The organism is Paraburkholderia sp. UYCP14C (assembly GCF_004197395.1).
In the GTDB taxonomy this organism is placed as follows: Bacteria; Pseudomonadota; Gammaproteobacteria; order Burkholderiales; family Burkholderiaceae; genus Paraburkholderia.
Genome location: NZ_SELS01000005.1, coordinates 18,242 through 35,100, shown reverse-complemented (window position 1 = coordinate 35,100; position 16,859 = coordinate 18,242). Strand labels below are relative to the sequence as shown.

General features: G+C 66.4%; 22 protein-coding genes. 14 read left to right on the top strand and 8 right to left on the bottom strand.

All coding sequences use genetic code 11. From position 1 onward, the window contains the following. Nucleotides 1–31: 31 nt before the first annotated feature. The 3 genes from EVC45_RS05905 to EVC45_RS05895 all read right to left on the bottom strand — a co-directional run bounded on the left by EVC45_RS05905 (nt 32) and on the right by EVC45_RS05895 (nt 1,731). Nucleotides 32–880: a helix-turn-helix domain-containing protein gene (locus tag EVC45_RS05905; protein ID WP_129957096.1), complete on the bottom strand. Its 849-nt coding sequence runs from the start codon at nt 878–880 to the stop codon at nt 32–34. Between the two features lie 162 nt (nt 881–1,042). After that, complete coding sequence (locus EVC45_RS05900; RefSeq protein WP_129957095.1) at nt 1,043–1,345, bottom strand: addiction module antidote protein; 303 nt, start codon at nt 1,343–1,345, stop codon at nt 1,043–1,045. Further along, entirely contained in the window at nt 1,342–1,731 is a 390-nt protein-coding gene (locus tag EVC45_RS05895) for a type II toxin-antitoxin system RelE/ParE family toxin (RefSeq protein ID WP_129957094.1), read from the bottom strand. Before EVC45_RS05895 ends, EVC45_RS05900 begins: the two co-directional genes overlap by 4 nt. Before the next feature lie 104 nt (nt 1,732–1,835). On the opposite strand from EVC45_RS05895, the gene EVC45_RS05890 reads away from it, so the two are divergent. The 7 genes from EVC45_RS05890 to EVC45_RS05860 all read left to right on the top strand — a co-directional run bounded on the left by EVC45_RS05890 (nt 1,836) and on the right by EVC45_RS05860 (nt 4,569). After that, on the top strand, nt 1,836–2,015 hold the full coding sequence (locus EVC45_RS05890; protein ID WP_129957093.1) for a hypothetical protein: 180 nt from the start codon (nt 1,836–1,838) through the stop codon (nt 2,013–2,015). Between the two features lies 1 nt (nt 2,016). Further along, a complete protein-coding gene (locus tag EVC45_RS05885) occupies nt 2,017–2,385 on the top strand; it encodes a nuclear transport factor 2 family protein (protein ID WP_129957092.1) in 369 nt (122 codons plus the stop codon). Nucleotides 2,386–2,407: 22 nt separating this feature from the next. After that, nucleotides 2,408–2,689 (top strand): hypothetical protein, encoded by a 282-nt coding sequence (locus EVC45_RS05880; protein ID WP_129957091.1) that lies wholly within the window; start codon nt 2,408–2,410, stop codon nt 2,687–2,689. A 79-nt stretch (nt 2,690–2,768) separates the two neighbouring features. Continuing rightward, entirely contained in the window at nt 2,769–3,233 is a 465-nt protein-coding gene (locus EVC45_RS05875; RefSeq protein WP_129957090.1) for an RbsD/FucU family protein, read from the top strand. A 35-nt stretch (nt 3,234–3,268) separates the two neighbouring features. Beyond that, nucleotides 3,269–3,676, top strand: a complete 408-nt coding sequence (locus EVC45_RS05870; protein WP_129957089.1) for a VOC family protein — start codon at nt 3,269–3,271, stop codon at nt 3,674–3,676. A 103-nt stretch (nt 3,677–3,779) separates the two neighbouring features. Further along, nucleotides 3,780–4,214 carry a DoxX family protein gene (locus EVC45_RS05865; protein WP_018434221.1) on the top strand — a complete coding sequence of 145 codons (435 nt, stop codon included), beginning with the start codon at nt 3,780–3,782 and terminating at the stop codon, nt 4,212–4,214. Nucleotides 4,215–4,296: 82 nt separating this feature from the next. Further along, on the top strand, nt 4,297–4,569 hold the full coding sequence (locus EVC45_RS05860) for a hypothetical protein (protein WP_129957285.1): 273 nt from the start codon (nt 4,297–4,299) through the stop codon (nt 4,567–4,569). A gap of 55 nt (nt 4,570–4,624) precedes the next feature. Here EVC45_RS05860 and EVC45_RS05855 read toward each other — a convergent pair whose 3' ends face one another. Together EVC45_RS05855 and EVC45_RS05850 are read right to left on the bottom strand one after the other, a co-directional pair. Beyond that, nucleotides 4,625–6,085, bottom strand: a complete 1,461-nt coding sequence (locus EVC45_RS05855) for an MFS transporter (protein ID WP_129957088.1) — start codon at nt 6,083–6,085, stop codon at nt 4,625–4,627. A 192-nt stretch (nt 6,086–6,277) separates the two neighbouring features. Then, nucleotides 6,278–7,579 (bottom strand): MFS transporter, encoded by a 1,302-nt coding sequence (locus EVC45_RS05850; protein WP_211193374.1) that lies wholly within the window; start codon nt 7,577–7,579, stop codon nt 6,278–6,280. Nucleotides 7,580–7,871: 292 nt separating this feature from the next. On the opposite strand from EVC45_RS05850, the gene EVC45_RS05845 reads away from it, so the two are divergent. The 7 genes from EVC45_RS05845 (at nt 7,872) to EVC45_RS05815 (ending at nt 13,785) form a co-directional block, all read left to right on the top strand. Continuing rightward, nucleotides 7,872–8,594, top strand: a complete 723-nt coding sequence (locus tag EVC45_RS05845) for a response regulator transcription factor (RefSeq protein WP_129957086.1) — start codon at nt 7,872–7,874, stop codon at nt 8,592–8,594. Nucleotides 8,595–8,849: 255 nt separating this feature from the next. Next, on the top strand, nt 8,850–9,806 hold the full coding sequence (locus EVC45_RS05840) for a 4-hydroxyproline epimerase (protein ID WP_129957085.1): 957 nt from the start codon (nt 8,850–8,852) through the stop codon (nt 9,804–9,806). After that, entirely contained in the window at nt 9,803–10,960 is a 1,158-nt protein-coding gene (locus tag EVC45_RS05835) for an FAD-binding oxidoreductase (protein ID WP_129957084.1), read from the top strand. The genes EVC45_RS05840 and EVC45_RS05835 overlap by 4 nt, the downstream gene beginning before the upstream one ends. Beyond that, nucleotides 10,947–11,222 carry a (2Fe-2S)-binding protein gene (locus tag EVC45_RS05830; protein WP_129957083.1) on the top strand — a complete coding sequence of 92 codons (276 nt, stop codon included), beginning with the start codon at nt 10,947–10,949 and terminating at the stop codon, nt 11,220–11,222. The genes EVC45_RS05835 and EVC45_RS05830 overlap by 14 nt, the downstream gene beginning before the upstream one ends. Continuing rightward, a complete protein-coding gene (locus EVC45_RS05825) occupies nt 11,219–12,511 on the top strand; it encodes an FAD/NAD(P)-binding oxidoreductase (RefSeq protein ID WP_129957082.1) in 1,293 nt (430 codons plus the stop codon). Before EVC45_RS05830 ends, EVC45_RS05825 begins: the two co-directional genes overlap by 4 nt. Nucleotides 12,512–12,670: 159 nt before the next feature. Further along, complete coding sequence (locus EVC45_RS05820; protein WP_129957081.1) at nt 12,671–13,438, top strand: AraC family transcriptional regulator; 768 nt, start codon at nt 12,671–12,673, stop codon at nt 13,436–13,438. A gap of 17 nt (nt 13,439–13,455) precedes the next feature. Then, entirely contained in the window at nt 13,456–13,785 is a 330-nt protein-coding gene (locus EVC45_RS05815) for a hypothetical protein (protein WP_008922170.1), read from the top strand. Between the two features lie 84 nt (nt 13,786–13,869). On the opposite strand, the gene EVC45_RS05810 is transcribed toward EVC45_RS05815, so the two are convergent. The 3 genes from EVC45_RS05810 to EVC45_RS05800 all read right to left on the bottom strand — a co-directional run bounded on the left by EVC45_RS05810 (nt 13,870) and on the right by EVC45_RS05800 (nt 16,708). After that, nucleotides 13,870–14,124, bottom strand: a complete 255-nt coding sequence (locus tag EVC45_RS05810) for a hypothetical protein (protein WP_129957080.1) — start codon at nt 14,122–14,124, stop codon at nt 13,870–13,872. Between the two features lie 157 nt (nt 14,125–14,281). Continuing rightward, nucleotides 14,282–14,614 (bottom strand): hypothetical protein, encoded by a 333-nt coding sequence (locus EVC45_RS05805; protein ID WP_129957079.1) that lies wholly within the window; start codon nt 14,612–14,614, stop codon nt 14,282–14,284. A 201-nt stretch (nt 14,615–14,815) separates the two neighbouring features. After that, complete coding sequence (locus EVC45_RS05800; RefSeq protein ID WP_129957078.1) at nt 14,816–16,708, bottom strand: bifunctional sugar phosphate isomerase/epimerase/4-hydroxyphenylpyruvate dioxygenase family protein; 1,893 nt, start codon at nt 16,706–16,708, stop codon at nt 14,816–14,818. Nucleotides 16,709–16,859 lie beyond the last annotated feature (151 nt).

Genomic DNA, 16,859 nt, shown 5'->3' with positions numbered 1-16,859 from the left:
GGAGAGTTGGGCAGACGTGGTGCGCGAGCGGCTAGCCGCGCTGGTGTCCGGCATATTCGCGCAGCGCCGCCGCGGTTTGCTGATCCGCCGGAAAGAACGCCTCGATAGCGAGCTCCGACAGCGTAACGTCCACCGGCGTGCCGAACACCGTGGTGGTACTGAAAAACGACAGCACGCCAAGCGGCGTGCGCAGCCGCAATGGCACGGCGATCTGGTTGATGACTGCGTCGTCCGGCGCTGTGGCGTCGGCATCGGGCGGCGCGGGATAGGCGGCCAGCTCGTCGCGCAGTGCGCTCAGCGTGTCGTCGCCGCTGACTTCGATCTGCCGTTGCAACCGGGCCAGCACATGCTCGCGCCACGCATGCCAGTTGACGATCGACGCCGCGATGCCTTGCGGATGCAGACTCAGGCGCAGCGCGTTGACCGGCGGCTTCAGCAGTTCGGGACTCGCGCCGCTCAACAACGGCTCGATCGCATTGTTGGATGCGACGATGGTCCAGTGCCGGTCGATCGCGAGGGCCGGGTAGGGCTCGTGTCCCTTGAGCACCAGTTCGACGGCATCACGCGCGGCGGCGAGCTGCGGGTCGGACAGAGGACGTTCGCGAAACAGCGGCGCGTAACCGGCCGCGACGAGCAGGGCATTACGCGCGCGCAACGGCACTTCGAGGCGCTCGGCGAGATGCATGACCATTTCCCGGCTGGGCAGCGCGCGTCCCGATTCGACAAAGCTCAGATGGCGCGTCGAAATGTCGGCCTCGGTGGCGAGCAGCAACTGGCTCATGCGTCGCCGCTGCCGCCATTCGCGCAGAAGATCGCCGACCGCCCGGGTACCTGGCGGCGCGGATGAGGGAGCCGTTTGTGCAAGGGAGAGTGTGTTCATGCCACCGATCATAGTCAAAGCGTGCAAGCAATCGATTACCTGAGAGGTAATGCCCCGCCAATTTCAATCTACGAGACGCGCGGCCGATACCGCCGAATCGCACCAACGATCGCGCCGCCTTGCGCGAACTCGCACGATGCCGTGGCCGGCGCCGCGCCCGGCTCAGGCGGTGGCGAGGCGCAGCGGCACGGCGGTGAATTTGACGCCGATCGCACTTGCCAGTTTGAGGACCGTGTCCATGCGTGGTTTGGAGCCGGGCGCGAGGGTCTTGTAGAGGCTTTCACGGCCCAGGCCCGCTGCCGCGGCGATCTTCGTGATGCCGCGTGCCTTGGCGATATCAGCGATGGCGGCGAGCAGCAGATCGGAGTCGCCTTCGTCGAGCGCGGCGTTCAGATAGGCCGCGACCATTTCGTCGTTATCGAGGTACTTCGATGCATCGAAGCGCGCCGTTTTGATCTTGCTCATGACCGTTCCTTTCTGATGGTTGTCCACATTGTTCCGGCATGCCTGATATCGGCCTGCTGCGTGGACTTGTTGCCCCCGCACAGCAGCAGGTACATCATGCGTCCCTCGCGCGCGTAGTAGAGCCGGTAACCCGGGCCGCAATCGATGCGCATCTCGAACACGCCGTTTTCCAGCAACCTCACGTCGCCGAAAAGTCCGCGTTCCGCGCGCCGGATCCGCACGAGAATTCGCGCCTTTGCCTTGAGGTCGGTGAGGCCGTGAAGCCAACGGTCGAACTCTTCGGTGCAGTTGATTGTATACACGCGCGGTGTTTCGATCTGCGGCTTAGTGTATCCCTTAGGATACGGTCTTGCAAGCGTCAATAGTGTCTCGATAAAGCGGTCCAAGCCGTCCTCCTGTTCATTGCATTGCCCGCCGGTCGATGTCGCCGTCAGGCTTCGGGCGGTCACATGAGGTTAGCGGTGCGAAGGTTTTTTGACGACTCGGCCAAATGGCCTATCTGGCGAAGCAAAAAGCGAAAAAACGCTGCGTGACGGCGACGCTGCATCCGCTTGATTACCTCCCACGTAATCGACGCAATGCACGCGAGCAGTCAATCTTCATTCCGAGCCCGCCGCATGCGATGCGTATGCCAAGCGAAGTGCTCAGTCCTGCCAATCGAGGAGTTTGAGATGAATGCACATACCGATTTGATCGACCGTTATTTCGATACCTGGAACGAGACCGATGGCGCGCGTCGTCGCGAGTTGATCGCGGCGACGTGGAGTGCCGACGCGGACTACCGCGACCCGCTGCTGGCGGGGGCGGGCCACGATGGCATCGACGCGATGATCCGCGCGGTGCATCAGCGGTTTCCGCATCACACGTTTCGTCGTACGACCGACGTCGACGGCTTCGCGAATCGACTGCGCTTTTCGTGGGCACTGACGACGCCCGCGGGCGAGGCGATCGTGAAGGGCTCGGACTTCGGCGTGGTCGACGCGCATGGACGCCTGCAAGCGGTCACCGGTTTTCTCGACGAAGCCCCCGGCGCCGCCTGACGCATTCTTCACGGAGACGATCATGCAACGGCCCGCCGCTGCCAAGCCTGCACAAGTCCATCTCGCGGTCGTGCGCGTCGCCGCTGCGCTCGATGCGTTGTCGAGCGCGATCGCGGGTTTTGCGCTGCTCGGCGGCGCGCGGGCGTTCATGTTCATTGCACTGCTAGGCTGGCGCGAGCCGGTGCTAGGCGGCGCGGGCCTCGTGCTGCTCGCGATGGTCGGCTGGCTGCGCTGGCAGTGCGGTGCGAGCGCATCGCCGCAAGCCGCGCGACGCGCTTGCTACAATCGATCGTCGTGCGGTTGACGCGTGACAAGCCTCATCTTGCGCAAAGCACACGACCTCACCCCGCGCCATGTTCCCAACCGAACGACCAGGAGACCCTGTGCTGAAAAATCTGGACCCGCTACTGAACGCCGATATCCTGCACGCGCTGCGCTCGATGGGCCACGGCGACGAACTCGTGATCTGCGACGCCAACTTCCCGGCCGACTCGGTCGCGCGCGGTACCGTGCTCGGCAGGCCGCTGCGTCTGGACGGCGTCGGTTCGCCGCGCGCGATCCGCGCGGTGCTGTCGGTGCTGCCGCTCGACACCTTCATCGAGCATCCCGCGTCGCGTATGGAAGTGGTCGGCGAGCCGCACACGATTCCCGCGGTGCAGCGCGAGGCACAAGCCGAGGTCAATGCGGGCGAGGGGCGTGAAGTGCCGTTCGTGGGGATCGAGCGATTCGCGTTTTACGAGCGTGCGCGCCAGGCATACTGCGTGATCGCGACCGGCGAGGAGCGCGGCTACGGCTGCTTCGTGTTCACGAAGGGCGTATTGCTCGCGCCGGACGCGCCACGCGCATAGTCGCTGCCACCTTCTCCGATTCATCACGACAAACCATGAGCTTCCAGCTGGAGAGTCTCGATCACCTCGTCCTGAACGTCGCCGACGTCGAAGTCAGCGCGGCGTGGTACGCGCGAATGCTCGGCATGCGGCGCACCGAATTCGCGTCGCGCACCGGCACGCGCGTGGCGATGACCTACGGCAATCAGAAGATCAATCTGCGTCCCGCATCGGCCGATACCGTCGCCTGGTTCACGTCGCGCGAAGTGCTGCCTGGCACGGCGGACCTGTGCTTCGTGACCACCGCGAGCCCGGACGACGTCAAGGCGCACTGGCTCGCGCAAGGCGTCGCGATCGAGGCGGGGCCGGTGGAGCGCGACGGCGCGCGCGGCAAGATGATCTCGGTGTATTGCCGCGACCCGGACGGCAACCTGATCGAGGTCGCCACGTATCCGCCAGCCTGAGCGGGCTTGGAAATCGTCGCCATTGCACATATGCTCAGGGGCGAGGCGGGGAACTGAGCCCGCCCAATCGGGTCTGCTGCTTATTCAATTACAGGAGTTCCCCATGTCGCGCCCCGTCGATTTCGGCATTATCTTCATCGCCCGACTCGCGCTTTCCGTGCTGTTCCTGTGGAGCGGGGTGATGAAGCTGCTGGGCTATGCGGGCTTTGTCGGCTACCTGCATTCGAAGGGCGTACCGTTCGTGCAGATCGCCGCGCCGATCGCCACCGCGGTCGAGGTGCTCGGCGGCCTGCTGCTCGTGGTCGGCTTCAAGGTGCGGCCGCTCGCGCTGATCATGGCGGTGTATACGGTCGCGACGGCGGTGCTCGGCCACGATTTCTGGAATATCACCGACCCTGCCTTGCAGCACGACATGGTGATCCATTTCTGGAAAAACATCGGGATCGCGGGCGGTTTCCTGCTGTTGTTCGTGACGGGCGCGGGGCGTCTGAGCATCGACAACGCGCGCGCGCCGCGCAGTGGTCTCGGCGGATTGTGAGGCGCGAGCGCGCGCAGTCGGCGCGGCCCGGATCCTGCTACCCAGCAGGGTGATCAATCCGCGGCACCCAAGGGAGCAGATGATGATTCAGAGCTTCGAGCAAATGATCGGCGGCAAGGTTACGCAACTGTGCGCGAGTCTCGGTGAAGGGCCGACGCCGCATCGCGTGATCATCAGCCTCGCCGATTCGGCGAAGACGCTGGTGATTCTGGATGCGTCCGGATTCATCGGCACGCTGAAGGCAGAGATCGAGGACCCGGAGAAGCTGGTCGCCGATGCGATCGCCAAGGCGCGCAACGAAGGCCTGATCGAGCGCGCAATCGATACCGGCGCGATTCAGGAGGCGTCGCTGTAGGCGACTCCGTTACATACACCGCTCGTACACCGCTCGTACACCGCTCATACTCCGTTTACTTATTCGCGGCGCTCGCCCCGCGCGCATCCGGTGCCGCCGCGTGCGGCTCCGGATGCACGAAACACGCGAGCACGAGCCCCAGCAGCAGCAATCCCACCGAAATAGCCGTCGCCGCCTGCATCCCCGGCACGATCTGCGTCGCAGCCGCGCCGCCCGCGAGTGCGCCGAAGGCCGCCACGCCCACCGCGCCGCCGGCCTGGCGCGCCGTGTTCAATACCGCCGACGCCGTGCCCGCGCGCCGCGCTTCGGTCGATGCGAGCACCGCCGTGGTCATCGCCGGCACCGCGAGGCCCATGCCCGACGGAATCAGCAAAAACGGCAGCAGCAGGCCGATCAGCGGCGTGTCTGCGTCGACGAGATGCAGCAGGCCGTAGCCGAGACCGGCCGTGAGCGCGCCGAGGATCATCGGCACGCGCACCCCCAGGCGGCCAATGACCCAGCCGCTCGCGACGTTCGAGATCAGAAAGCCGCCCGTCAGCGGCAGGAACGCGAGGCCGGCCTGCAACGGCGTGTAGCCTCGCACGCGCTGCAGGTAGAGGCTCAGCACGAACACCATGCCGTAATACGTCAGATTCACGCAGATACCGAACAATACGGCCGCGCTGAACGTGCGCGTGCCGAACAGCGACAGCGGCAGCATCGGGCGCGCGACGCGCGCCTCGACGAACACGAACCCGGCCGCCGCCAGCAGCGCCAGCACGAAGCCGCCGGCGACCAGCGGATGCGCGAGCCCAAGCGGGCGCCATTCGATCACCGCGGCGACGAACGCGGTCAGCGCGACGATCGCGAGACACTGGCCGCCTAGATCGATGCCGCGCGACGGCGCGCCGGTATTGCCGTGAGCCGCGGCAGGCGCGCCGCGCTGAGCGGTTTGCGGACGCGGGATCCACAGCAGCGTCGCGAGCAGGCCGGCCGCGCAGATCGGCAGATTGACGAGAAAGATGCTGCGCCAGCCGAACGCGGCGATCAGCAGACCGCCGGCCACCGGCCCGGCCGCGATCGAAATCGCGCCCGAGGCGGTCCACAGGCCGACCGCGCGGGCCCGCAGCTTCGGTCCGTGGCCGAATGACTGATTGAGCAGCGCAAGCGAATTCGGCAGCATCGCGGCCGCGCCGATGCCTTGCACCGCGCGCGCGGCGATCAGCATCGGGGCGTCGAGCGCGAGCCCGCAGGCCAGCGACGCGAGCGCGAACAGCACGATTCCGGACGCATACATGCGCCGCGCGCCGAAGCGGTCGCCGAGCGCGCCGGCCGAGAGCATCAGCACGGCGAACGCGAGCGTGTACGCATCGACGACCCATTGCAGTCCCGCGACGTTCGCGTGCAGATCCGCGCCGATTCGTGGCAGCGCGATGTTGACGATGGTTACATCGAGCTGTGTGACCACGAAGCCGACGCTGACGGTCGCGAGAACGCGGCCGAGGGCGGGCGAAAAGGAGGGGGAGGTTGAGTTCATGGGTACATCGTGAACCCGAGACGGCGCGCGATGTTTCGGCGCGGCGTGAAGTATGGATGACGCGACACGCGGCGAGCGCGGAACGCAACGAGCATTCCGCTACTGTGCAATTCAGATGCCTGAGCGCACCAGGCGACACCTGGCGGCGGCGCCTGTCATTCCAGAGCAGTCGCGCCGCCGCCAACCCGCAGATCAGCGCGCCCGCGGCGCATCCTTGATGAACAGCGTGGTCAGCGCACCCAGCACGCAGATCGCCGCGACATACAGCGGCGCGGCCAGCGGGTTCGACTTCATCATCAGCGACACGGCGATCGGCGTCAGACCGCCGAACACCGCATACGCGACGTTGTACGAGAACGAGATGCCCGAGAAGCGCACCACCGGCGGGAACCCGCGGACCATCACGAGCGGAATTGCGCCGATCACGCCGACGAAAAGCCCGGCCAGTGCATACAGCGGCACGAGCATGGACGTATCGACGGCCAACTGGCGAAACATCACGTAGTACGTGATCGCGAGCGCAATGCCGCCGACGAAAATCGTGCGACCCGCGCCAATCCGTCCGGCAATCGAACCGGCCATCACGCAGCCGATCGTCAGGCACAGCGTCGCGACACAGTTCGCCAGCAGCGCGGTGGCCGGCTCGATGTGGAACTGCTTTTGCAACAGCGTCGGCGTCATCAGGATCACGACGACGATCGCCGCCGACAGCATCCACGTGAGCAGCATCGACACGATCACCGTGCGCCCGTGATCGCGCAGTACGGCCTTTAGCGGCACTTCCGCGGCGATCGCCTTGCGCTGCTTCAGCTCGGCGAACACCGGCGTCTCGTGCAGCCAGCGGCGCAGATAAACCGAGAACATGCCGAATACGCCACCGATGAGGAACGGCACACGCCATGCAAACGCGGAAATATCGGCCGGCGTGAAATGGCGATTGACCGCCGACGCAATCAGCGAGCCGAGCAGAATGCCCGCCGTGAGGCCGGCCGTCAGCGTGCCGCACGCATAGCCGACGTGGCGCCCGGGCACATGCTCGGAGACGAACACCCAGGCGCCCGGCACCTCGCCGCCGACCGCCGCGCCCTGCATCACGCGGAACAGCAACAGCAGCACCGGCGCGAGCACGCCGATGCTCGCGTAGGTGGGCATCAGGCCCATCAGCAGCGTCGGCACCGACATCAGCAGCACGCTCAGCGTGAACATGCGCTTGCGGCCGAACAGGTCGCCGAAGTGCGCCATGATGATGCCGCCGAGCGGCCGCGCCAGATAGCCGGCGGCGAAAATGCCGAAGGTCTGCACCTGACGCAGCCAGTCCGGCATTGCCGCCGGGAAGAACAGCTGGCCGATCGCCGGCGCGAAGAAAACGAAGATGATGAAGTCGTAGAACTCGAGCGCTCCGCCGAGCGCGGCGAGACCGAGTGTCTTGTAATCGCTGTGCCCAAGCGGGCGTGGGGTGACAGCCTGCGCTCCACCCAGATTTGTCGCTTGCATTGCCATGTCTTTTGATGAATTGGGAGCCGCGCGAGTGACGCGCGGACATACGGCAGTCGTCGGGCGAGAAGTGTGGAAGGCGCTGGGTAGAGCACGGGACACGGGCGCGCCGTCCGGATAGGGCGGGCGCGCTGACGACGGAGGCCGGCGCGGATTTTACAGGATGAAAGCGTGAACCCCGCCGAAGCGCTCAGTTGGACGAGGTAAGCGGTAGAAATTCGGAGTGCTCCGATGGGAGCGACCGGGGTGCGCCTCCGAGAATGACCTCCCGTCCTTGTCGAGAGTCCATCCCATGCGCGTCGCAGTTCTTCAGCGTGACCCGGTCATGCGTCAGTCGATTGAATCCGTTCTGGTGCGAGCCGGCCACTTTTGCGCGGGCTACGACGACGGCTTCGCGATGTCGAGGTCGCTCGCGCGCTCCACGATGGATCTGCTGGTGCTCGACTGGCAGGATACGCGGCCTGAGGGTGCCGACCTGTTGCGCGCGGTGCGCCGGGTGGCGGGCGAGCGCGTGCCGATCATGTTCGTGTCCAGCGACGGGTCGGAGGAAAGCATGGTGCGCGCGCTCGCCTGCGGCGCCGACGATTACCTCGCGTTGCCGCTGCGGGACGCCGAATTTCGCGCGCGGGTCACGGCGCTGCTGCGGCGCGCGTATCCGGAGCGCTTCAGCGCCGCGAGCTGTTTCGAGATCGGTCCCTATCGGTTCGACACGGTCCGCCGGGCGGTCACGCTGCGCGGCGAGCCGGTGCCGCTGTCGCCCACGCAGTATCGGATCGCTGCATTGTTCTTTTCCAACGTCGATCGCGTGATGTCGCGCGACCATATCTTCGCGGCGGTATGGGGCCGCGAGCTGCGCGAATTAACGCGCAGGATCGACAGCCACGTGTCACGGCTGCGTCTGCTGCTCGCAATCGAGCCGCATAATGGTTTCAAGTTGCAGCCGGTATACAGGAGCGGCTACCGGCTGCTGCGACTCGACGATCAGGAAGGTTTGGAGTCGGCGCGCACGGCATGAACTCGACGCGGCCTGGTGTGTGCTGAAATCCGCGTTGCGGCCCGTCACGCTGGCAAACGGTGATCATTCTGCTTACGTGTCCGTATCGGTCAGCCACGGTTCCCGTGCGGGCGGTGACGGATATCGACGGCGGTACCGAATAGCGGGACGCTTCGCGCGCCGCAAGCGCGGCGGATCATGCACCGCACCGCTATGCCGAAATCGTCTCAATCCGCGCGCACGCGCACCAAGACCCCCCGGCCCGCGATTCCTACCATGGGCGACATGAAAACCCTCAACATCATCGACTCGCACACCGGCGGTGAACCCACCCGCCTCGTGGTGTCGGGTGGCCCGGAGCTTGGCGGCGGCACGCTCGCGCAACGGCTCGACGTGTTCCGCACTCGCTTCGACGACTGGCGCGCCGGTATCGTCACCGAACCGCGCGGCTCGGACGTGGTGGTCGGCGCGCTGCTCTGCGAGCCCGACGATCCGACTTGTGCGGCCGGCGTGATCTTCTTCAACAATGTCGGCTATCTCGGCATGTGCGGGCACGGCACGATCGGGCTCGTCGTGTCGCTTGCGCACATGGGGCGCATCGGGCCGGGACGTCACCGCATCGAAACGCCGGTCGGCGTGGTCGAGGCGACGCTGAACGAAGACGGCGGCGTCGCGGTGCGCAACGTGCCCGCGTATCGCCACCGCAAAGCCGTGCAGGTCGACGTGCCGGGCTATGGCGTGCTGACCGGCGACATCGGCTGGGGCGGCAACTGGTTTTTCCTCGTCGCCGAGCACGGACACAAGCTCGACGCCGCGAACATCGCGAGCCTGACAGCGTTCAGCTCGGCGATTCGCGACGCGCTGATCGCGCAGAACATCACGGGCGCGAACGGCGCGCTGATCGACCATATCGAACTGTTCGGACCGGGCTCGCGCGAGGGCCTCGACAGCCGCAGCTTCGTGCTCTGTCCCGGCAATGCATACGACCGCTCGCCGTGCGGCACCGGCACCAGCGCGAAGGTCGCGTGTCTCGCGGCCGACGGCAAGCTCGCCGAAGGCGCGGTGTGGCGCCAGGAGAGCATCATCGGCAGCGTGTTCGAGGCGAGCTATCGCGCCGCGGGCGACGGCGTCCGCGTGATTCCGACCATCACCGGTCACGCGCACATCATGGCCGAAGGGCGTCTGTGTTTCGACGAGCGCGATCCGTTCGCGTGGGGTATCCGGACCGCATGAGCCCGGATGCGCTGATCATCGGAGCGGGTATCGTCGGTGCCGCGTGCGCGGCGGAACTGGCCGCGCTCGGCATGCGCGTCGAGGTGCTCGACGCGCAACGCATCGGCGGCGGCGCGACGGCGGCCGGCATGGGTCATATCGTCGTGATGAACGACTCGCCCGCCGAATTCGCGCTGAGCCGCTATTCGCGCGAGCTATGGCTCGAACTCGCGCCGCAGCTGCGCGCGCGCGATGCGTTCGCACGCTGCGGCACGCTGTGGGTCGCAGCCGACGACGAAGAATGGCAGGCCGCGCGCGCCATGCATGCGGCGTTTGCTGCGCAAGGCGTCGCCGCGCAATTGCTCGACGCGGCCGAACTGCGCGCCTGCGAACCGGCGCTGGCGGAATCGATGGCGGGCGGTTTGCGCATCGAGCACGACAGCATCGTGTATGCGCCGACCGCCGCCGAATGGCTGCTCACGCAGTCGCCGCGCGCGGCGAATATCAGCGTGCGGCTCGGTGCGACGGTCGCGTCGATTGGTCCGGACGGCGTGACGCTGGCGAGCGGCGAGCCCATCCGCGCGGCGCACGTGATCGTCGCGAACGGTCTCGGCGCGGCGCAATTGCTGCCGTCGCTGCCGTTGCAGCCGAAGAAAGGCCACCTGCTGATCACCGACCGCTACCCGGGGCTGATCCGACATCAACTGCTCGAACTCGGCTATATCAAGAGCGCGCATCACGCGACCGGCACGTCGGTCGCGTTCAACGCGCAGCCGCGTCCGACCGGGCAACTGCTGATCGGCTCGTCGCGCCAGTTCGACACCACCGATCCCGCCGTCGAGATGCCGGTGCTCGCGCAGATGCTGCAACGCGCCGCGCAGTATCTGCCCGCGCTGCCGACGCTCAGCGGGATCCGCGCGTGGACGGGGTTTCGCGCGGCGTCGCCGGACGGCCTGCCGCTGATCGGACCGGCCGGCGAGCTGGCACCCGACGTCGACTCCGGTTCCGCGTCCCGCGTGTGGCTCGCGGTCGGTCACGAAGGGCTTGGCGTGACGACCTCGCTCGCGACCGCGAAACTGCTCGCGGCGCAGATCGCGGGCCGCGCCGCGCCGATTCCGTTTGAACCTTATCTGCCGGTCCGTTTTGCTGAACAGGTGACCCATGACCGACACTGACGCGGCCCGCATCCGTTTGACGGTCGACGGCCGAAGCATCGAAGTGAAACCCGGCACGACCGTGGCTGCGGCGCTCGCGATCGCCGGTGTGAGCGGCTCGCGGCTATCGGTCAACGGCGAGCCGCGCGACGCGTTGTGCGGAATGGGCGTGTGCCAGGAGTGCCGCGTGACGATCGACGGCCGCGCGCACGCGCTCGCGTGCCAGACGCTGTGCAGCGACGGCCAGCGCGTGCAGACGCGAAACGGGACGGTACACGCATGACGCGGCACTTCGACATCGTGGTGATCGGCGGTGGTCCGGCTGGGCTCAATGCCGCGCGCGCGGCGGCGCTGGCCGGTGCGAGGGTCGTGCAGATCGACGACAATCCGCGCGCCGGCGGCCAGATCTGGCGCCAGGGGCCGGCCTATCCGCCACAAGCGCCGTTGCATGCATTGCTCGCGGCGTTGCAGGCGCAGCAAAACTTCACCTACTGGCCATCGACACGCGTGATCGCGCCGCTCGGCGCGCAAGGCTTGCTGCTCGAATCCGCCGAATACGGCGGCGTGTCGATCACCTACGACAGGCTGATTCTTGCGACCGGCGCGCGCGAGCGTCTTCTGCCGTTTGCCGGCTGGACCTTGCCCGGCGTGACCGGCGCGGGCGCGTTGCAGGTGCTGATCAAAGGCGGCATGCCGGTGCGCGACGAACGGATCGTGATCGCCGGCAGCGGCCCGCTGCTGATGGCCGCTCTCGCTACCGCGCGAGACGCCGGCGCGCGCGTGATCGCGGTGGTCGAGCAGGCACCTGCGGCCGAGCTCGCGCGTTTCGGCGTGTCGCTGCTGCGCGAGCCCGCGAAGCTGCGTCAGGCGTTCAGCCTCACGCGCGGCTTCGCGGGACTACGTTACTGGACCGGCAGCATCGTGCGCGAAGCCCGCGGCGCCGAGCGCGTGCAGCAGGTGACGATCCGACGCGGCGAGCGCGACGTGACGCTCGATTGCGACCGCGTCGCGTGCGGTTACGGACTGCTGCCGAACGTCACGCTCGCGCAGGCGCTCGGCTGCGCGATCAACGAGGCGGGCGAAATCGTCGTCGACGACGAGCAGCGCACCTCGCTCGAACGCGTTTATGCGGCGGGCGAGTGCACGGGTGTCGGCGGCGCGGAGCTCGCTTGCGCGGAAGGCGAGATCGCTGGTCTCGCGGCGAGCGGCGCGGGCGCTGCGCAATCCGCCGCGCTGCCGGCGCTAGTCGCGCAACGCGAGCGCTGGCGGCGCTTTGGCGCGCGCGTCGCGGCGTCGTTTGCATTGGGTGAAGCCGCCCGCACGCCGCCCGCGGATGCGACGCTGTTGTGCCGTTGCGAGGACGTGAGCATCGGCGAAGTGCGCCGCTGCGCCGACTGGCGCGACGCGAAGCTGCAGACGCGCTGCGGCATGGGAGCTTGCCAGGGCCGCATCTGCGGCGCGGCCGCGAGCCTGTACTTTGGCTGGCCGGCTGCCGCGCCGCGTCCGCCGTTCAGCCCGGCGCAGATTGGCACGCTGATGAGCGCCGCCGAACCTTCCGCCGCGGCGCCATGACGGCTTCGCGCTTACCCTCGGTAGATATTGGCGGGCGTCGCGCCGCTCTATAATCGACCGCAATCTACCGCACGAGCAGGCCGCCCGGCCGCAGCGGAGCGGCGCTCCACGAACGCATTCCAACGCATTCAACCAGGCACGCACCAACGGAACCGCACGATGAATACGCTGGCTCATCCGCTCGAACCGGACGATACGACGCTGTCCGGCATGCTGTCGCATTTCAGGTTGCTCGAGCCGGTATTCGATGCAATGCCGGACGTCGTGTTCTTCGTGAAGGACGCGGACGCGCGTTATGCGCTCGTCAACCGCACGCTCGCTTCGCGTTGCGGCTTCAAGGAAAAGGCTGCGCTGCTCGGCAAGACCGCCGAAGACGTGTTTCCGCGCCGCTTCGGGCGCATCTACACCGCGCAGGACAAGGCGATCATCGGCGTCGGCAACCAGATGCTCGATCAGCTCGAACTGCATCTGTATCCGGGCCGTCAGCCGGGCTGGTGTCTGACCTGCAAACAGCCGCTGCGCGATGCGTCCGGCAAGGTGGTCGGCCTCGCCGGCATCTCCCGCGATCTGAAAGCCGACGAAAGCAGCCACCCGGCCTACAGCCGGCTCGCCGCCGTCGTGCAGTCGATCCAGGAAAACTACGTGCAGCCGCTGAATCTGAAGCAGCTCGCGGCGATGGCGGACATGTCGGTCGCGCAGCTGGAGCGCTACTTTCACAAGGTGTTCCATCTGACGCCGCGCCAGGTGCTGCTGAAAACGCGACTCGACGCGGCCACCGCGCTGCTGGTTTCGCACGACAAGGTCACCGACGTCGCCGCGCGCTGCGGCTACACCGATCACAGCGCGTTCACGCGGCAATTCAAGGCGACCGTCGGCGTCACGCCGACCGAATACCGGATGCTGCTGCACGGTACGCTGCGCAACTGAGCGGCAGCGCTGGTGTCATGGCGGGTCGCGCGCATCACTATTACGTGTACGTCGTCGCGCTCGACGACAAGGTGTGGAACGAGGCGCGCTTTCGTCGCGCAAATCCCGATTACCGGTTCGACAAGCCGTGCGTATATGTCGGCATGACGGGGCTCGACCCGGACTTGCGCTTCGATCGGCACAAGGCGGGCATTCAGGCCAATCGCTATGTGCGCGACTACGGCTTGCGTCTGATGCCCGAATTGTACGAAGTGTTCAATCCGATGCCTTACCGCGGCGCGCAGGATATGGAAGTGGAACTGGCAATCGGGCTGCGCGAGGCGGGGTACGGGGTATGGCAGGCCTGAGGGGCCTTGAGGGGCTGGAATGAGAAAGGCCGCGGCAACGTCGCTCGTTGTCGCGGCCTCGAACCCGGTTGCGATGATCGCGGGTTACTTCACCCCAAGCCCCCGCAACACCGCATTGCCCTCGGAGGTCAGGCGGATATGCGGGGTGCCCGCATCGTTCGAAACGGTCTCGACGAGACCCGCTTCGTAAAGCTGCGGAATTTCAGGTTTTGCGGATGCATCGATCGGCGCGTGCAGCAACAGCAGCAGCGTCGCGAGTTCGTGATGGCTCAGCAGACGGCGCAGGATAGTAGGCCGCTTGGCCGGTGTTTCGGTGGTGTTCGGTTCGGGCTGATTCATGGGGGGCGCACCTCGTGCGTTGACATGTCCGGGGATGTTGCGGACGAAGTCTTAAACGATTCTTAAGACTCCATTGTCCTGTAACACCGTGACATGAACATTGCAACGGGTCGGATTTCGGTGCGCGGAACTCCACCTTGATGCGCCATCAAGCCCCTTACGGCGCGCAGGTTTTGCCTGCCGATTCGATCCACAGGTTGCTTACATGACGCTTGCCCGCATAGAAACGGTAAGTCGTCGCGCCGTTGTCGCTGCGTACCTTGACGATGTTCGAGTCGCCGAAGTCGAGCATCTGGCCTTGCGGGATCCCGGTCGACTTGAACGCGGCATTGTGATGATTGGCCATCTGCGTGAGACAGGCGACCACGTCGTCGACGGAACGCTGGGTGGTCGTGTCCGTGACGGGCTCGCCGGCATCCGGGTCTTTCTGGAAATACGCGCAAGCGCTGAGCAGTAGCGAAAGGGACAGGACTGCAGCGAACTTCTTCATATCTCTCCTGGCGTTGATTTCGGCGATTCGGCTGCGGGTCCACGCGTCGCGCGGGCTGGACCGCAAAACAGGCGCCATTATATCGAGACGGCGAACCTGCCCCGAGCGGGGACGCAGTTCGCGTGCCTGAAGAGACGAAATCCGTAACGACGCGGCGGCTTCCAATGACGAAGCCGCCGTCGTGCCTGCGGTGCCAGCCCGTTACTTGCGCCGCTGCGCCTGCGCCGCGAGCCGCACCGCCGCGTTGGCTGCGCCGTAGCCGTCATAGCCGCCGCGCCGCTCGACGATCTCGAGGAAGAAGCGCTGGTCGAGTTGCTCCGTATAAGCGTGGAAAAACTCGCCGCCGCGTTCGTCGCGGTCGTACAGGATATTGTTTGCGCGCATCGCTTCCAGCAGCGTGTCGGACAGCGCGTAGCGGGCCGCGAGGTCGTCGTAGTAATTGCGCGGAATGCGCAGGATCGGCACGCCGTCGGCGACGAACTCGGGCATCGCGCTGAAGATGTCGCCGGTGCTGAACGCGACGTGGTTCAGGCCGGAGCCGTGATACGTGTGCAGCGCCTCGGCCACCGCCGTATGGCGATCCACCGATGCATTCAGCGCGATCCGCACCGAGCCGTCGGGGCTGCGCAGCGCGCGGCTGCGCACGAGGCCGTACGGATCGGGCACTAGCACCCCCGGCTCGGCCTGGAAGCCGAGCGCGGTGCGCAGAAACAGCACCCACGTGTCGAGCGCGTTCGCCGGCACCGACAGGCATACATGATCGATACGCTCGAGCGGTCCCACCTCGGTCGGCCCGTTGACGTCGGTGAGCACGAAATCGGCCTCGAACAGCGTGGGCTGATCCGGCGTTTCGTCGACGAAATAGTTCAGGCTGCCGTCCGGCGCCTGCACGGCCGGCAGCACGCGCTCGTTGGGCCCGATCTGGCCGGAGAACGGCGCGTAGCCGAAGCCGGCCGCGCGCTCGAACGCCTGGCTCGCGTCGTCGACACGAAACGCCGACGCGCACAGCGACAAACCATGCTGCTGGAAAAACGCGTTCGCGAACGAATCGGGCTCGGCATTGAGCACGATCGATGCCGCGCCGTGCTGATACAGCGTCACGTCCTTCGAGCGATGCTCGCCGGCCTGGCGAAAGCGCAGCTTGCCGAGCCAGTCGACGAGTTGCGTGCGCGTGGAGTGATCGACTGCGAATTCGAGGAACTGATAGCCGACGTGCGCGGGCACCGCGGGCGAGCGGTACAGGTCGCTCGTCGTCTTCTGCGGCTGCTGTTGCTGTTCGAGCAGCGCGCGGGTCTGCTCTTCGAGGAACAGCAGCGAGCGATGGCCGTCCGCGGCCGTGATCGTGGTGGGGGCGGCGCGAAAGCCGTCGTTGAAGATTTCCAGCGACAGCGGGCCCTTGTAGCCGGCCTTCACGACCTGCGCGGTGAAGTTCGCGAGATCAAAGTCGCCCTGGCCGGGGAAGCAGCGGTAGTGGCGGCTCCATTCGAGCACGTCCATCGCGAGCTTCGGCGCGTCCGCGATCTGCACGAACGCGATGCGCTCGCCGGGAATGTCGGCGATCGCGTCGGGCGTGTCGTCCAGCGACAGCGTATGAAAGCTGTCGAGCACCAGCCCGAGGCTCGGATGGTTGACGGCGTCGACGAGCTTCCACGCGTGGCGGTAGGTCTTCACGTGCTTGCCCCACGCGAGCGCCTCGTAACCGGCGACCACGCCGGCCGCTTCGGCCGCGCGGGCCAGCGCGCCGAGCTGGTCGATCATCAGCGAGTCGTCGCAGATGGTGTCCGGCGATACGTTGCTGCATACGAGGATGCGGTCCGTGCCGAGCTCGTGCATTACGTCGAACTTGCGCTTCGCGCGGTCGAGATTGCGCTCGAGCCGCTCGGGACTGACGCCGTCGAAATCGCGAAACGGCTGGAACAGCATGATCTTCAGGCCGAGGTCGTCGGCGATGCGGCGCACGTCGGCGGGCGAGCCGTCGAAATACAGCAGGTCGTTCTCGAAGATTTCGACACCTTCGAAGCCCGCCGCGCGGATCGCGCTCAACTTCTCGGTGAGGGTGCCGCTAATCGACACGGTGGCAATCGAACGTTGCATGAACGACTCCTGCAAAAACGCACAAACGACGGAGGAAATGAACCGACAAACCGCTGCGGCGCGCCCTGTGGACGCGGTCTGCCGGGCTTGCTGCAATGCGCAAAATGGACTAGTTCGTTACGCACTGCAGCAAGACGCAGACCAGAATACC

What these genes read in the sequence shown, in the direction of transcription:
- EVC45_RS05835 (WP_129957084.1), top strand. Translation starts at nt 9,803, where the DNA reads ATGAGCCCGGATGCGCTGATCATCGGAGCGGGTATCGTCGGTGCCGCG.
- EVC45_RS05815 (WP_008922170.1), top strand. Translation starts at nt 13,456, where the DNA reads ATGGCGGGTCGCGCGCATCACTATTACGTGTACGTCGTCGCGCTCGAC.
- EVC45_RS05800 (WP_129957078.1), bottom strand. Translation starts at nt 16,708, where the DNA reads ATGCAACGTTCGATTGCCACCGTGTCGATTAGCGGCACCCTCACCGAG.
- EVC45_RS05830 (WP_129957083.1), top strand. Translation starts at nt 10,947, where the DNA reads ATGACCGACACTGACGCGGCCCGCATCCGTTTGACGGTCGACGGCCGA.
- EVC45_RS05840 (WP_129957085.1), top strand. Translation starts at nt 8,850, where the DNA reads ATGGGCGACATGAAAACCCTCAACATCATCGACTCGCACACCGGCGGT.
- EVC45_RS05860 (WP_129957285.1), top strand. Translation starts at nt 4,297, where the DNA reads ATGATTCAGAGCTTCGAGCAAATGATCGGCGGCAAGGTTACGCAACTG.
- EVC45_RS05890 (WP_129957093.1), top strand. Translation starts at nt 1,836, where the DNA reads ATGGCCTATCTGGCGAAGCAAAAAGCGAAAAAACGCTGCGTGACGGCG.
- EVC45_RS05855 (WP_129957088.1), bottom strand. Translation starts at nt 6,085, where the DNA reads ATGAACTCAACCTCCCCCTCCTTTTCGCCCGCCCTCGGCCGCGTTCTC.
- EVC45_RS05825 (WP_129957082.1), top strand. Translation starts at nt 11,219, where the DNA reads ATGACGCGGCACTTCGACATCGTGGTGATCGGCGGTGGTCCGGCTGGG.
- EVC45_RS05850 (WP_211193374.1), bottom strand. Translation starts at nt 7,579, where the DNA reads ATGCAAGCGACAAATCTGGGTGGAGCGCAGGCTGTCACCCCACGCCCG.
- EVC45_RS05810 (WP_129957080.1), bottom strand. Translation starts at nt 14,124, where the DNA reads ATGAATCAGCCCGAACCGAACACCACCGAAACACCGGCCAAGCGGCCT.
- EVC45_RS05885 (WP_129957092.1), top strand. Translation starts at nt 2,017, where the DNA reads ATGAATGCACATACCGATTTGATCGACCGTTATTTCGATACCTGGAAC.
- EVC45_RS05805 (WP_129957079.1), bottom strand. Translation starts at nt 14,614, where the DNA reads ATGAAGAAGTTCGCTGCAGTCCTGTCCCTTTCGCTACTGCTCAGCGCT.
- EVC45_RS05845 (WP_129957086.1), top strand. Translation starts at nt 7,872, where the DNA reads ATGCGCGTCGCAGTTCTTCAGCGTGACCCGGTCATGCGTCAGTCGATT.
- EVC45_RS05820 (WP_129957081.1), top strand. Translation starts at nt 12,671, where the DNA reads ATGAATACGCTGGCTCATCCGCTCGAACCGGACGATACGACGCTGTCC.
- EVC45_RS05900 (WP_129957095.1), bottom strand. Translation starts at nt 1,345, where the DNA reads ATGAGCAAGATCAAAACGGCGCGCTTCGATGCATCGAAGTACCTCGAT.
- EVC45_RS05905 (WP_129957096.1), bottom strand. Translation starts at nt 880, where the DNA reads ATGAACACACTCTCCCTTGCACAAACGGCTCCCTCATCCGCGCCGCCA.
- EVC45_RS05865 (WP_018434221.1), top strand. Translation starts at nt 3,780, where the DNA reads ATGTCGCGCCCCGTCGATTTCGGCATTATCTTCATCGCCCGACTCGCG.
- EVC45_RS05880 (WP_129957091.1), top strand. Translation starts at nt 2,408, where the DNA reads ATGCAACGGCCCGCCGCTGCCAAGCCTGCACAAGTCCATCTCGCGGTC.
- EVC45_RS05870 (WP_129957089.1), top strand. Translation starts at nt 3,269, where the DNA reads ATGAGCTTCCAGCTGGAGAGTCTCGATCACCTCGTCCTGAACGTCGCC.